The organism is Streptomyces sp. NPDC001204, from assembly GCF_053598035.1.
In genome coordinates this window covers 116,833-131,048 of the sequence record NZ_JBSFJL010000015.1, presented here as the reverse complement: position 1 = coordinate 131,048, position 14,216 = coordinate 116,833, and the positions used below count along the sequence as shown (strand labels likewise).

The following is a 14,216-nucleotide window of genomic DNA, read 5'->3' as shown; positions in this document are numbered from 1 at the left end:
TCCGCGTCCCGCGGCCGCCCGCGCCAGGAGGAGGACCACGCGTCACCACCGCCACGGACGGAGCAGGGGACGCGGTCGGACGCAAGACCCGCCGGATCCGCGGATCCGGCGGGTCCGGCGGGGGAGCCCGCCACGGCAACCCCCGCCGCGCCCGTGGCTTTCGCCGGACAGCCGGCGGGGGCCGGCCCGTCGGAGGAGGGTCCCCGGCCCGCGCGGGCGGATGGCGATCCCGTCGCCTCCACCGCCGCGGGCCCGGCCCCCGCGCCCGCCTCCGCCCCGCGCTCACCCCGCCGCCCAGCCCTCGGCACCCCCGCCGACTGGGTCGAACTGCTGCGGCTGCCCGCCCTGTTCACCGTTCCCGGCGACGCCCTCGCCGGGGCCGCGGTGGCCGGGCGAACCCCCGGGACCCGTACCCTCCTCGCCATCGGCTCGTCCCTGTGCCTCTACCAGGCGGGCATGGCGCTCAACGACTGGGCGGACCGCGCCGAGGACGCCGTGGAGCGCCCGCACCGGCCGCTCCCGTCCGGGCGGATCGCCCCCGGCGCCGCGCTCGCCGCGGCCGGCGCGCTCACCGCTCTGGGCCTCGCGCTCGCCGCCCGTGCCGGGCGGCCCGCGCTCACCGTCGCCGTACCGCTCGCCGCCACGGTCTGGGCGTACGACCTCGGTCTGAAGCGGAACTGGGCGGGCCCGCCGGTGATGGCGGCGGCCCGGAGCCTCGACCTCGTGCTCGGCGCCGCCGCGAGCGGCGGCCGGGTCCGCGACGCCGTACCGTCCGCCGCCGCCCTCGGCGCCCACACCCTGGCCGTCACCGCCGTATCCCGCCGCGAGACCCAGGGCGGCTCCACCGCCGTCCCGCTCGCGGCCCTCGCGGTCACCTCCGGCGTCGCGTACGCACTGACCCCGCCCGCCGTGGCCCTCAGACTCCCGGCGGACCGAGGCGGAGCAGCCCCCCTCGGTCCGCCGGGCCTCACCCCCGCACCGGTCGGTGTGCTCCGTGCGGCCCTCGCGCTCGGCTACGCCGCCACCGTCGCCCGCCCCCTCACCCATGCCGCCCTCAACTCCTCGCCCCCGCTCACCCAGAAGGCCGTCGGCGGCGGCATCCGCGCCATGATCCCGCTCCAGGCCGCGCTGTCCGCCCGCGCGGGCGCACCGCTCACCGCCCTGTGCACGGCCGCCCTGGCCCCCCTGGCCCGAAGGTTCGCGAGGAAGGTGAGCGTGACATGAGCCCCGACCCCGCCGCGGCCCCGCGCTTCGGCTACGGCACCAACGGCCTCGCGGACCTGCGCCTCGACGACGCCCTCGGCCTGCTCGCCGACCTCGGCTACGACGGCGTGGGACTGACCCTCGACCACATGCACCTCGACCCGCTCGCCCCCGACCTGGCCGACCGCACCCGCCGGGTCGCGCACCGGCTGGACGCGCTGGGCCTCGGGGTGACGGTGGAGACCGGCGCCCGTTATGTGCTCGACCCGCGCCGCAAGCACGGCCCCTCACTCCTGGACGCGGACCCCGCGGACCGCGCCCGGCGCGCCGACCTGCTGCTGCGGGCCGTACGGGTGGCCGCCGACCTCGGCGCCCACGCCGTGCACTGCTTCAGCGGCATCACCCCGCCCGGCACCGACCGGGACACGGCGTGGAAGCGGCTCGCCGAGTCCCTGGGCCCCGTCCTGGAGGCCGCCACCGCCGCCGGCGTCCCGCTCGCCGTGGAGCCCGAACCCGGCCACCTCCTCGCCACCCTCGCCGACTTCCACCACCTGCGCCGCACCCTCGGCGACCCGGAGAACCTGGGCCTCACCCTCGACATCGGCCACTGCCAGTGCCTCGAACCCCTCCCTCCGGCCGAGTGCGTCCGCGCCGCCGCGCCCTGGCTGCGGCACGTCCAGATCGAGGACATGCGCCGCGGCGTGCACGAACACCTCCCGTTCGGGGACGGCGAGATCGACTTCCCGCCCGTCCTCGCGGCCCTGGCCGCCACCGGCTATCAGGGCCTGACCGTCGTGGAACTGCCCCGGCACTCCCACGCCGGCCCGCACCACGCCGAGCTCTCCCTGCCCTTCCTCCGCCGAGCGGCCACCGCCGCCGCGTCCACGGGCGAGCCCCCGGCTCCCGCGGCCTCCGAGCCCCCCGCCCCCGCGCGTCCAGCCCCCGAGCATCCGGTCACCCCAGAAGGGAGCACCCGATGACCCACCCGCACGGCACCAGCACCGGCACCGCGGGCACCCCCGCGGCCGGCACCGCCCCCGCACCGACCCCGACGGACGAGCTGCGCGCCCGGACGGACACCGGCCTCGCGCCGGCCGCACGAGCCTGGCTCGACCAGGCGCTCGACGAGGCCGCCGCCCACCCCGGAACCCACGGGCCGATCTCCGTGTGGGAGCTGCGCCTGGCCGAGGCGGGCCGCCGCTGCGGCCCCGCCCACGCCGACGCCGCCCGCGTCCTCATCCTGCACGCGGCCCGCGCCGGCCTCGACGCCCTCACCCGGGTCTACCGCCAGGGCACCGCCGACGAACGCCGCGCGGTCCTGCACGCCCTGCCCCACCTCGTGACCGGCCCCGACGCCCTCCCGCTCGTCGAGGACGCGCTGCGCACCAACGACACCCGGCTGCTCGCCGCCGCCGTGGGCCCGTACGCCGCCGGGCACCTGGCTGCTCACGCATGGCGGCACGCCGTACTGAAGTGCCTGTTCACCGGCGTGCCCGTGGACAACGTCGCGGACCTGGGCCGCCGCGCCCGCGGCGACGCCGAACTCGCCCGCATGCTCGGCGACTACGCCGCCGAACGCACCGCCGCGGGCCGCCAGGTCCCCGAGGACCTGCACCGCGTCCTGGCCCTGTCCGAGCCCGACACCGCGCCGCACGGCCCGGTCGACCCCCACGGCAAGGAGTCCTGATGCGCATCTTCGATCCCCACATCCACATGACGTCCAGGACCACCGACGACTACGAGGCCATGTACGCCGCCGGCGTCCGCGCCGTCGTGGAACCGGCCTTCTGGCTCGGCCAGCCCCGCACCTCGGCCGCCTCCTTCCTCGACTACTTCGACTCCCTGATCGGCTGGGAACCCTTCCGCGCCGCCCAGTACGGCATCGCCCACCACTGCACCATCGCCCTGAACCCCAAGGAGGCCAACGACCCGCGCTGCCTGCCCGTCCTCGACGAACTGCCCCGCTACCTCGTCAAGGACCAGGTCGTGGCCGTGGGCGAGATCGGCTACGACTCGATGACCCCGGAAGAGGACACGGCCCTCTCCGCCCAGTTGCAGCTCGCCGCCGATCACGGGCTGCCCGCCCTCGTCCACACCCCGCACCGCGACAAGCTCGCCGGCCTGCGCCGCACCCTCGACGTCGTACGGGAGTCGGCGCTGCCCATGGACCGCGTCCTGGTCGACCACCTCAACGAGACCACCGTCAAGGAGGCCAAGGACAGCGGCTGCTGGCTCGGCTTCTCCGTCTACCCCGACACCAAGATGGACGAGGAGCGGATGGTCGCGATCCTGCGTGCCCACGGTCCCGAACGGGTCCTGGTCAACTCCGCCGCCGACTGGGGCAGAAGCGACCCCCTCAAGACCCGCAAGGTGGCCGACCTCATGCTCGCCGAGGGCTTCACCGAGGACGAGGTGGACCGCGTGCTGTGGCGCAACCCCGTCGAGTTCTACGGTCTCAGCGGCCGGCTGAGCCTCGACGTCGCCGCGACCGGCGCCACCCACGAGGGCAACAGCATCCTGCGCGGCGGGGAGTGATCGATGCGCTTCCGGCACCCCGACGGCTCCACCGTCCACCTCGCCTACTGCACCAACGTCCACCCCGCCGAGACCCTCGACGGCGTCGTGGCCCAACTGCGCGACCACTGCGAGCCCGTCCGCCGCCGCCTGGGCCGCGACCGCCTCGGCATCGGCCTGTGGCTCGCCCGGGACGCCGCCCGCACCCTCGACACCGACCCGTCGGCGCTGCGCGCCCTGCGCGCCGAACTCGACCGGCACGGGCTGGAGGTGGTCACCCTCAACGGCTTTCCCTACCAGGGCTTCGGCGCCGAAGAGGTCAAGTACCGCGTCTACAAGCCGGACTGGGCCGACGCCGAACGCCTCGACCACACCACCGCGCTCGCCCGCATCCTCGCCGGCCTCCTCCCGGACGACGTCGGCGAGGGCAGCGTCTCCACCCTGCCCCTGGCCTGGCGCACCGCGTACGACGACTCCCGCGCCGAGCGGGCCCGTACCGCCCTGCGCACCCTCGCCGAACGCCTCGACGCCCTCCAGGAGTTGACGGGCCGCTCCATCCGGGTGGGCCTGGAACCCGAACCCGGCTGTGTCGTCGAGACCACGCACGACGCCATCGCCCCGCTGACCGCGATCGCCCACGACCGCATCGGCATCTGCGTCGACACGTGCCACCTCGCCACCTCCTTCGAGGACCCGAACACCGCACTGGACGCCCTCACCGAGGCCGGCGTCCCCATCGTCAAGTCCCAGCTGTCGGCCGCCCTGCACGCCGAGCACCCCCACCTGCCCGACGTCCGCGACGCCCTCGCCGCCTTCGACGAACCCCGCTTCCTGCACCAGACCCGTACCGTCACCGCCGCCGGCCTGCGCGGCACCGACGACCTCGGGGAAGCACTGGGCGGAGACGTCCTGCCCGACGCCGCGCCCTGGCGCGCCCACTTCCACGTCCCGCTGCACGCGGCCCCCGCCGAGCCCCTCACCTCCACCCTTCCGGTCCTCAAGGCCGCCCTGACCCGGCTCGTCGGCGGCCCGCGGCCGCTCACCCGCCACCTGGAGGTCGAGACCTACACCTGGCAGGCGCTCCCGTCCCAGCTGCGCCCCCGCGACCGCGGCCGGCTCGCCGACGGCATCGCCGCCGAACTCGCCCTCACCCGCGACCTGCTGACCGACCTCGGCCTGAAGGAACTGCCATGACCCGGCCCCAGGGACCGACACCCCTGCTCGTCCTGGACGTCGTCGGTCTCACCCCGCGCATCCTCGACCACATGCCCCGCCTCAAGGCCCTCGGCCAGTCGGGCTCGCGCGCCGCGCTCGGCACCGTCCTGCCCGCCGTCACCTGCGCCGCCCAGTCCACCTTCCTCACCGGCACCATGCCCTCCGAGCACGGAATCGTCGGCAACGGCTGGTACTTCCGCGAACTCGGCGACGTCCTGCTGTGGCGGCAGCACAACGGCCTCGTCGCCGGCGACAAGCTGTGGGACGCCGCCCGCCGCGCCCACCCCGGCTACTCGGTCGCCAACATCTGCTGGTGGTACGCCATGGGCGCCGACACCGACATCACCGTGACCCCACGGCCCGTCTACTACGCGGACGGCCGCAAGGAACCCGACTGCTACACCCGCCCCCCGGCCCTGCACGACGAACTCACCGAGAAACTCGGCACGTTCCCCCTGTTCCGCTTCTGGGGACCCGGCGCCGACCTCGTCTCGAGCCAGTGGATCATCGACGCCACCCGCCACATCCAGCGCACTCGCCGACCCGACCTGACGCTCTGCTACCTGCCGCACCTCGACTACGACCTGCAACGCTACGGCCCCGACGACCCGCGCTCCCTGCAAGCGGCGGCCGACCTCGACGCCGCCGTGGCCCCGCTCCTGGACGACGCCCGCGCAGAGGGCCGTACCGTCGTCGCGCTGTCCGAGTACGGCATCACCCGCGCCGACCGGCCCGTCGACATCAACCGCGCCCTGCGCCGGGCCGGCCTGCTCGAAGTGCACACCCAGGACGGCATGGAGTACCTCGACCCGATGGCCTCGCGTGCCTTCGCCGTCGCCGACCACCAGATCGCCCACGTCTACGTTCGCCGCCCCGAGGACATGGACGCGACCAGGGCCGCCCTCGACGGACTGCCCGGCATCGAGCAACTCCTCGACGACGAGGGCAAGAAGGCCCACCACCTCGATCACCCGCGCTCCGGCGAACTCGTCGCCGTCGCCGAACCGGACGCCTGGTTCACGTACTACTACTGGCTCGACGACGAGCGCGCGCCCGACTTCGCGCAACTGGTCGAGATCCACCGCAAACCCGGTTACGACCCGGTCGAGCTCTTCATGGACCCGCACGACCCCTATGTGAAGGTCAAGGCGGCGACCGCGGTGGCCCGCAAGAAACTCGGGATGCGCTACCGCATGGCGGTCGTACCCCTCGACGCCTCACCCATCCGCGGCAGCCACGGCCGCCTGCCCGCGAGCGACGACGACGGTCCGCTCCTTTTGTGCTCCACCCCCCGCGCCGTCGGCGACCGCATCGCGGCCACCGACGTCAAGTCCCTCCTGCTCCACCTCGCCGGTCTCGGCCAAGCAGACCACAAGCCCGAAGAGAGGCACCCGTGAACGACATCCAAGCAACGGACCACGGCACCGACGAACTGCTGCGCCGCAGCCTGGGCATCGGCCGCCGCGGCTTCCTCAGCACCTGCACCGCCGTCGCGGCCGGGGCGATCGCCGCTCCCGTCCTCGGCGCGGCCCCCGTGCAGGCGGCCCCCGCCGAGTCCAACGGCAAGGCCAAGGGCCACCTGCTCGTCCCCGAGGACAAGCGCGGCATCATCCTCTACACGGTGCGCGACGCCACCGGCCGCGACCCGTTCTCCACCAGCCTGCCCTCCGGCTTCCGTGCCGTGTTCGAGCAACTGGCCCGATTCGGCTACCGGCAGGTCGAGTTCGCGGGCTACGGCCAGCACGCCAACGCCCCCGGCGGCGCCAACCTGGAGTCCGTCGAGGGCGCCCGGCTGCTGCGCGGCTGGCTGGACGAGTACGGGCTGCGGGCGCAGGGCAACCACGGCTTCATCCCGGGCTCGTGGCCGCTGACCACCGCGGACCTGGACACCTTCAAGAAGCACCTGGAGATCGCCAACATCCTCGGCATGCAGCACATGGGGACCGGCAACGACCCCACGGGCAGCAACTACAAGGCCGACTGGGACGTCGCCGCCGAGAAGTGGCACGTCCTCGGCGAGATCGCCCGCAGAGCCGGGATCAAGCTCTACACCCACAACCACGACGCGGCCTACGGCTTCCTGCTCGACGGCGGCCCGCTCGACGCCCAGGGCCGCCCGACCCGCAGCTCCGGCATCCGCAAGCTGGAGTACTTCCTGTCCATCACCGACCCCAAGCTGATCTGGCTGGAGATGGACATCTTCTGGGCGCACGTGGCCCAGTACAAGTTCCGGACCTACACCGACCACGACGGCGCCACCCGGCAGAACATCTTCGACCCGGCCGGCCTGGTCACCCGCCACGACAAGCGCTACCCGCTGTTCCACGCCAAGGACGGCGTCATCAACAACACCAACGGACAGGGCTACGACATGGTCCCGTTCGGCACCGGCGTCATCGACTACACCACCTTCTTCTCCCGGGTCGGCAGTCCGAACTACCACAACCCGATGGTCGAGCAGGACAACGCCCCGAGCTCCACCGACCCGGGCCAGTCGCTGGAGCACGCGCGGATCGGCTGCCGGAACATGGCCGCGCTGCGCCGCAAGTAACGCACACCCGCCGAGGGCCTCCCCGGAGATCCACGGGGAGGCCCTCGGCACGCGGTTCACGCGCTCACGCCATGTCCTCGCCCAGGGGACGGGGGTTGGCGGCGATGCCGCGCCGGGGCTGCGGCCTGCCCGGAGCCTTCAGGAACAGCGCCAGCACCGCGGAGGCCAGCCCGATCGAACCCGCCAGGACGAACGCGCCCTTGTAGTCCCACGCAGCGACGACGACCGCCCCGAGACCCGAACCGACGAGCCCGGAGATCAGCTTCGAGCTGTAGACGATGCCGTAGTTGGCGGCGTTGTGGTTCTCCCCGAAGTAGTCGGCCGTCATGGCCGCGAACAGCGGGAAGATCGCTCCGCCGCCGAACCCGGACACCATGGAGCAGAACAGGAAGAACGGCATGCTGCCCATCTGCCCGGACACCAGCACACCGAACTGCGCCGTGCCGAGCACCAGACACACGATGATCAGGGTGCTGCGCCGCCCGCACTGGTCGGAGATCCAGCCGATGACACCGCGCCCGGTGCCGTTGACGATCGCCTTCAGGGACATCGCGGTCGCCACGATCCCGCCCGCGAACCCCATGTCCTTGCCGAACGGCACCTGGAAGGCGATGCCGAAGATGTTGATGCCGGCCGTGCACAGCAGACAGAACCACATCATCCACATGACGGGCGTACGGGCGGCCTCGCCCGGGGTGTACTGCTTGACCGCCGGCGGGTTCTTCGCCAGCGCCCGGCGGATCTTCGGGTCGTCGGTCTGCTTCAGCGGGTCGACGTGAGCGGGCCACCAGTTCTTCGGGGGGTCCCGGAAGAACCAGCCGGCCGTCGCCACCATGAGACACAGTCCGGCACCGACGCAGGCGAGCACCGTCCGGTAGTTGCTCAGGTCCATGAACGAGGTGAACAGGAACACGAACGGCACGGAGCCGTAGGCGAATCCGCCGTTGACGAAGCCCGTCTTGCCGCCCTTGCGCTCCGGATACCACTTGCCGACCATGTTCACGCAGGTCGCGTACACCAGACCGGCGCCGATGCCGCTGCACATGCCGAAGCCGAAGTACGCCACGATCACGTGCGGCGCGTACGCCAGCGACAGATAGCCCAGCAGTGTGCCGACCGCGCCGAGCAGCATGGCCGAACGGGCGGGCAGCCTGCCGCTCTCCCGCAGTTGTCCGGCCGGGAAGGCCACGGCCGCCTGGAAGAACACCCAGACGCCCATCAGCCAGAAGATGTGCCCACTGCTCCACAGGTGGGCCTTGTGGAGCGTCTCCTCCGCCGAGGTGAACGCGTACTCGGCGGAGCTGATGCCCATCATGCCCACCCAGGGGAGGATGACCATCCACCTGCGGCGACGCCCCATGATGTCGACGTCGGTCTCACCGATGCGGTAGACCCGCCCCCGGGAGTCGGTCACTTCGCGATACGAGCCGTGCGCTGTGCGGGCGTCGCCCGGCGTACTTCTGGTCGATAGGGGATCCGCGGTCATGTCTGGCCATCTCCTCGCCGTGTCGGTGGGGATCGGGGACGATGCGCCGGGCGTTCGATCGGCCCGGAGTCTTGCGGAACAGCGCCGGTACGGCGCGGGGCGGGTCCGGTGCGGCCTGTGCGGTGGCGCGTACGGTCCAGGGACGGCCCGCGCCCACCACCGGCCGCTCCCGGACTCGATCTGCTCGCCGACCTGCTCATTGCATACAGTCGACGAATACTGTATGAAGTTTGTTATCCCGCATCCCGTCCAAGGTGTCCAGGGGTTGCGCAGCACTTTCCAGCCAGGAGCCGTCCCGCGGGGGAGCCGGAATGGACCTCTACGAACACCAGGCAAGGCAACTCTTCGAGGAGTACGGCATCTTGGTGCCACGGGCCGAGGTCACCGACTCCCCCAAGAGGGCCCGGGAGGTCGCCCGCAGGCTCGGCGGCCGGGTCGTCGTCAAGGCCCAGGTGAAGACGGGCGGGCGGGGCAGGGCGGGCGGAGTGAAACTCGCCGCCGACCCCGCGGCCACCGAACTGACGGCCCGCCAGATCCTCGGTATGGACATCAAGGGCCACCGGGTCCGCACGGTGATGGTGGCCGAACCGGTCGACGCCGCCGAGGAGTTCCGCTTCTCCTACGTCCTCGACCGTTCGACGGGCGGCTTCCTCGCCATCGCCTCGGCTCGGGGCGGCGCGGAGGCCGAGGAAGCGGGCGCCAGCCGTCCCGAGGCGGTGGCGCGCGTCCCCGTCGACCCGGCCGAGGGCGTCACCTCGTCGAAGGCGGCCGGGATCGCCGCGGCGGCGGGCCTGCCGCCGCAGGCCGTGGACACCCTGGTCCGGCTCTGGCGGGTCCTGGTCCGCGAGGACGCCCTGCTGGTGGAGGTCGACCCGCTGGTACGCACGAGGCAGGGCTGGATCGTCGCACTCGACGGCAGGATCACCCTCGACGGCAACGCCCGGTTCCGCCAGGCCCGCTGGGGGGTGGAGCACGCCGAGCACGACGACCCGCTGGAGGCGGCGGCCGCGGCCCGCGGCCTCACCTACGTCAGGCTGGACGGCGAGGTCGGCGTCATCGGCAACGGCGCCGGCCTGGTCATGTCCACACTGGACATGATCGCCGACCGCGGCGCCCGCCCCGCCAACTTCCTGGACATCGGAGACGGGGCTTCCCCACGGCTCACGGCCGACGCGCTGTCCGTCGTCCTCTCCGACCCGTCCGTGCGGTCGGTCCTCGTCAACGTCTTCGGCGGGATCACCGCGTGCGACACCGTCGCCGAGGGCATCGTCCAGGCCCTGGACACCGTCCGGCTCACCCGACCGCTGGTCGTGCGCCTCGACGGCCACAACGCGGCCCGCGGCCGCACGATCCTCGACGAGCGCGCCCACCCCCTGCTCGAACAGGCCGCCACCATGGACACCGCCGCGAGCCGCGCCGCGGAACTGGCCCGAGGGGGATGATCCCGTCGCGCCCCACGGGGCCGCTCCCGGGGCGGATACGCAGGTGAAACGCACCCCGAAACCTTGGTATTGTTGTCCATGTCGCCACGGGGAACACCCCCGGTCAGGCGGCAGACACCTAGTCCGGGTGGCGGAATGGCAGACGCGCTAGCTTGAGGTGCTAGTGCCCTTTATCGGGCGTGGGGGTTCAAGTCCCCCCTCGGACACCATCGCGGGACGTTCACGAGATCGTCCCGAAGCGTTCACGAATTACCGGTCGAGTCATGTGACTCACCGGTATTTCGTCGTTTCTGGGGCCTTCAGGCCTCGTGGTCGGCTCGGTGAGGGGGTGAGGCGGTGGCGGTCCAGGTACTGCGCCTCTCACCTGCGGGAACAGGACATGCCTGCGCGACGGCTGGTAGCCGTGGCGCAGGCATGTGCGGTTTTCAGGGGGCGGAGCGCGGCGGAGGTGCGTCACTCGCGTGGCGGAGGCTCGACCTCCTCGGTCGGAAGCGGTCGCGCCAGGGGCGGGTCGGAGGGCTCACCGGGTTGGGTTGCGGCGCTCTGCGTGCTGGCCTTGCGGGGCTGGATGCCCTGGTCGCGGAGGAACCGTCGGATGGCTCTGAGGTTCGCCACGAAGATGATGACGGCATTGAGCAGGGTCTGTGCGACGCGTCCGTGCGGCAGGCGGAGCTGGGGATTGTCGATGCTGTCGAGGGCGGACTTCTTGAGGTTGCCGTTGCCGCCCTCATTTTGACTGCGCAGTCCGGACCAGGCTTCCTGCCACAGAGGGGTGAACAGGGGGTATTTCTGCCGCCACTTCGCCAACACGGTGCCCGGGACGGTGATGCTCTTCCCCCTGCAGATGTCAGGGTAGACGGGGGTGTCCCGCTTGGGCCTGGGGATGGTGGGCAGGGCTGCGGGGGTACGGACAGTGGGGGCGTCGAGGTCGACGACGGTGGACGGGCGTGGCTGGGGCCGGCGGTAGCAGGTGACCGTGGCGTGGGACCCGAGGGCGGGGCGCTGTCGACGCTGGTCCCCGGCGGGCCCGTACTCCTTGATCTTGGTCTGGTAGTCCTTCCGGGACCGGATCAGGTTGAGTGCGTGGGCGCGGTCCTCGTCCGTGCGGCTGTCGATGTATGTGGCGCCCGCGGTGATCAACGGGGTGGGCATCAGCGGGCAGTAGAACTCGCCGCCGACCAGCTGCATGCCGCGGAACTCTCCCTGCCGGTCGACCTTGTCGTCGTTGTAGTGCTTCACCGCGTTGAGGCCGAGTTTGAGCAGCTGCAGATGCAGGTTGTGAGGCTTGGCCTGGGTGATGCCTCGGTCGGCGCAGAACAGGTCTTTGACCAGGCCTCGTTCGAATGCCGGCTGGATGGCGCGCAGGGCGGCCGGTCCGGGTTCGGTGCCCGGGGTGTGCAGGATCATGCCGAGGCAGACCGCGGGGTAGGCGCCGGCGAGGTCGCCATGGCCATGGCCTGGGAACGCGGCCATCATGGCGTAGCGGAACTCTCTCTTCTCCAGCGTCTTGGCCTTCTTCTCCCGAGCCGACTTGGTCTTGCGAGTCGCCGGCTTGTTCGCCGTGCCGCGCCGGGTGCCAGTGTTCGTGGAGGCCGCAGCTTTGTCGCTGGGCCCCGACTTCTTCTGCGTTCCTCCCTTCACGTACATCCCGGCGGTGATCTCAAGCGAGGCCCGGTCCTGGTGGTAGTCCGGCTCTTTGCCCCAGACCGGAACCGGAGTGTCGTCGACCGCGACGTGGCCAGGCCACTGAGCGAAGTCGCCGCGCCGGTAGGAAGCCATGACCGGAGCGAGGATCAGATCCTGGGCGATGGCCTCCAGATTGCGCACGGTGTCCTGGTTGGCGCGGGCATTCCACTTCCGTCGGATCTTCTTGGCCTCGCTGAGCGACAGCCGCTTGCGGCGGTCGTGTGGTGCCGGGTCGAGGCGCCGGGTCATCGAGGCCCAGGACCGGTAGACGCGCTTCGACGTCGCGTACTGGTGGTGTGCGACGCGGTCGATCTCTTCTCGGGTTGCGCCCTCGGGGATGTGCAGGTTGACGTCGGGGACGTCAAGGAGGGCTTTGGACCCTGGAGACAAGGCGAAGAAGAGCGTCTCCCATGCGTCGTTGATGTTCGCGCTCTTTCCCATGTACTGCGACAGGATCAGGCCGATCAGCACTGTGCGGAACGGGAAGCCCTTCGGGCCTGGCCGGTGCTCGTTGGAGGGAAGGCGTTCCAGTGCTCCGCTGTGGCGCACGAGGTCGAAGACCTGGCTCACAACGCGGTCGCTGAGGGTACGGCCGGGGGCCTGCGGTGCAGGGCGTAAAGCGAGGCCGGTACGCCGGCAAGGTTTGTCCTCCGGCTTCTTCCTGCTCATGCCGCCCCCCGCAACAGATCGGATGCCTCCGCTTCGGGCACGTCGTGGAGGAAGACGAGGTAGCGCGAGAGGCTGTGCAGGGTCCCGAGTCCCGACGCTTTGAGGATCACCTTCAGCGGAATACCTGCATTCAGCAGTTCGACGAGCCAGGTCGTACGCAGCCGCTGGGTCTGCAGCACTGCACCGTCAGAACGGCCGATGATCCGCGGGTACCTGGCCAGCCAGTCCGATGCGATGTGCTTGCTGGTGCGGTCCTGCCAGTCCGGCCGAAAGGCGTACGCGTCTGCCGGGATGTGGGCGGCTTCCGCCAGCAGCAGTTCCTCGTAGGCGTACCGGCATACGACAGTGCGCGGACGGCGCCCGTGCACCTTGACCAGTGCCCGGCCGGTGGGGCCCGCGAGGATGTCCCGCCCCTGAACGTACACAAGATCCTCAACGGCGAGCCCGCAACCGACGCCGAGACAGAACAGAAGACAGGCGTTGCGCCGCTGGGCGGGGGTGGGCAGGCTCTGCGCCCAGATCAGCCAGTAGGCGATTTCCGCCGGCGGGTAGGGGGCCACTGGGGCGGCGGTGGCCTTCAGCCGGATCGGCGGATGCTGTCCGAGCTGGTCCAACAGGAGCGCTTCGGAGGCCCGGGGCAGCTGGCTGCTGCAGGTTCGGCGACTGTTGGCGGCCATGTCCCGGCAGCCGACGAGGATGAACCGTTCGACGGTGCTCTGGTCAAGGATCACCGAGGGTTCGAGCGGGAGGCCCTGGGCCTCGACCCAGGCGACCAGCCGTGCGAGCGGCGTCATGACCACGTCTGGGCCGTAGGGTCCCGCTGCGACGGCCATGAATCCCAGCGAGCGGACGACCGGAGCGATGCGGCGCCACTGGGCGGGCGGCACCGTCTCCACCTTCGGTGCGTAGGCCAGCAGGCGATTCGACACAGCGACCTCCAGGCGCAAGGCCCATGACAGGTGGCCGGTTAACCGGCCACTGGTGTCAATGTCGATCACGATCTGAAGGAACGCATCTTTATGACCGGAGGCCGAGCGCGCACGGCGCCGCCATGGAGCTACGCCGTCGATCCGGAGAAGTGGCCGGATGCCCGGATCACCGGGGAGCCCGCCGCGGCGGTGGTCCAGACGATTGCCCGCCGCCTCGCCGCCGCCCTGCGTGAGAGGCCGGAGCTCTCGCTGCGTGCCCTGGCCGCCCAGAGCCACGTCGGCAGACAGACCATCGGGGATCTGCTGGCGGGCGCCACCTGGCCGGATGTGCTGACGGTCTGCCGACTGGAGCGTGCCCTGGACCTGGCGCTCTGGCCCGGATCGAATACGACCCAATGTGCTCATGACTGATCCCCAATTGCCTCTTTGAGGTCGGTCGTGCACGCTCAAGTGCGGAATGGCGTAGACGCCCTATAGCGCCACCCGTGGGGGCGCTAGAGTGAACGTGCGCGACGGACCGG

At 71.6% G+C, this 14,216-nt stretch carries 12 protein-coding genes and 1 tRNA gene; 10 read left to right on the top strand and 3 right to left on the bottom strand.

Annotation, left to right across the window (positions count from 1 at the left end):
* Window positions 1–153 precede the first annotated feature (153 nt).
* From ACWC91_RS21650 to ACWC91_RS21620, 7 genes are read left to right on the top strand one after another with little or no spacing between them, the layout of a single operon-like run.
* Window positions 154–1,224 carry an SCO3242 family prenyltransferase gene (locus ACWC91_RS21650; RefSeq protein ID WP_450726005.1) on the top strand — a complete coding sequence of 357 codons (1,071 nt, stop codon included), beginning with the start codon at window positions 154–156 and terminating at the stop codon, window positions 1,222–1,224.
* Window positions 1,221–2,183 (top strand): sugar phosphate isomerase/epimerase family protein, encoded by a 963-nt coding sequence (locus ACWC91_RS21645; RefSeq protein WP_281156195.1) that lies wholly within the window; start codon window positions 1,221–1,223, stop codon window positions 2,181–2,183. Before ACWC91_RS21650 ends, ACWC91_RS21645 begins: the two co-directional genes overlap by 4 nt.
* Window positions 2,180–2,890 (top strand): EboA domain-containing protein, encoded by a 711-nt coding sequence (locus tag ACWC91_RS21640; protein ID WP_450639951.1) that lies wholly within the window; start codon window positions 2,180–2,182, stop codon window positions 2,888–2,890. Before ACWC91_RS21645 ends, ACWC91_RS21640 begins: the two co-directional genes overlap by 4 nt.
* A complete protein-coding gene (locus ACWC91_RS21635) occupies window positions 2,890–3,738 on the top strand; it encodes a TatD family hydrolase (protein ID WP_225079671.1) in 849 nt (282 codons plus the stop codon). Before ACWC91_RS21640 ends, ACWC91_RS21635 begins: the two co-directional genes overlap by 1 nt.
* Window positions 3,739–3,741: 3 nt before the next feature.
* Entirely contained in the window at window positions 3,742–4,911 is a 1,170-nt protein-coding gene (gene eboE, locus ACWC91_RS21630) for a metabolite traffic protein EboE (RefSeq protein ID WP_225079672.1), read from the top strand.
* Window positions 4,908–6,329, top strand: coding sequence for an alkaline phosphatase family protein (locus tag ACWC91_RS21625; protein ID WP_450639949.1), 1,422 nt, complete (start codon window positions 4,908–4,910; stop codon window positions 6,327–6,329). The genes eboE and ACWC91_RS21625 overlap by 4 nt, the downstream gene beginning before the upstream one ends.
* Window positions 6,326–7,483, top strand: a complete 1,158-nt coding sequence (locus ACWC91_RS21620) for a sugar phosphate isomerase/epimerase family protein (RefSeq protein WP_374114069.1) — start codon at window positions 6,326–6,328, stop codon at window positions 7,481–7,483. The genes ACWC91_RS21625 and ACWC91_RS21620 overlap by 4 nt, the downstream gene beginning before the upstream one ends.
* A 64-nt stretch (window positions 7,484–7,547) precedes the next feature.
* Here ACWC91_RS21620 and ACWC91_RS21615 read toward each other — a convergent pair whose 3' ends face one another.
* Window positions 7,548–8,969, bottom strand: coding sequence for an OFA family MFS transporter (locus ACWC91_RS21615; protein ID WP_225079674.1), 1,422 nt, complete (start codon window positions 8,967–8,969; stop codon window positions 7,548–7,550).
* A gap of 311 nt (window positions 8,970–9,280) precedes the next feature.
* Here ACWC91_RS21615 and sucC point away from each other — a divergent pair, with 311 nt between their 5' ends.
* Window positions 9,281–10,411, top strand: coding sequence for an ADP-forming succinate--CoA ligase subunit beta (gene sucC / locus ACWC91_RS21610; protein ID WP_450639947.1), 1,131 nt, complete (start codon window positions 9,281–9,283; stop codon window positions 10,409–10,411).
* Between the two features lie 121 nt (window positions 10,412–10,532).
* A tRNA-Leu gene (locus ACWC91_RS21605) sits at window positions 10,533–10,620 on the top strand.
* A gap of 244 nt (window positions 10,621–10,864) precedes the next feature.
* Here the strand turns inward: ACWC91_RS21605 and ACWC91_RS21600 are convergent.
* Both ACWC91_RS21600 and ACWC91_RS21595 read right to left on the bottom strand, forming a co-directional pair.
* A complete protein-coding gene (locus tag ACWC91_RS21600; RefSeq protein WP_450639946.1) occupies window positions 10,865–12,667 on the bottom strand; it encodes a hypothetical protein in 1,803 nt (600 codons plus the stop codon).
* Between the two features lie 95 nt (window positions 12,668–12,762).
* Window positions 12,763–13,764 (bottom strand): hypothetical protein, encoded by a 1,002-nt coding sequence (locus tag ACWC91_RS21595; RefSeq protein WP_450639944.1) that lies wholly within the window; start codon window positions 13,762–13,764, stop codon window positions 12,763–12,765.
* Window positions 13,765–13,785: 21 nt separating this feature from the next.
* Here ACWC91_RS21595 and ACWC91_RS21590 point away from each other — a divergent pair, with 21 nt between their 5' ends.
* A complete protein-coding gene (locus ACWC91_RS21590; protein WP_351575380.1) occupies window positions 13,786–14,106 on the top strand; it encodes a helix-turn-helix domain-containing protein in 321 nt (106 codons plus the stop codon).
* The last annotated feature ends 110 nt before the right edge of the window (window positions 14,107–14,216 follow it).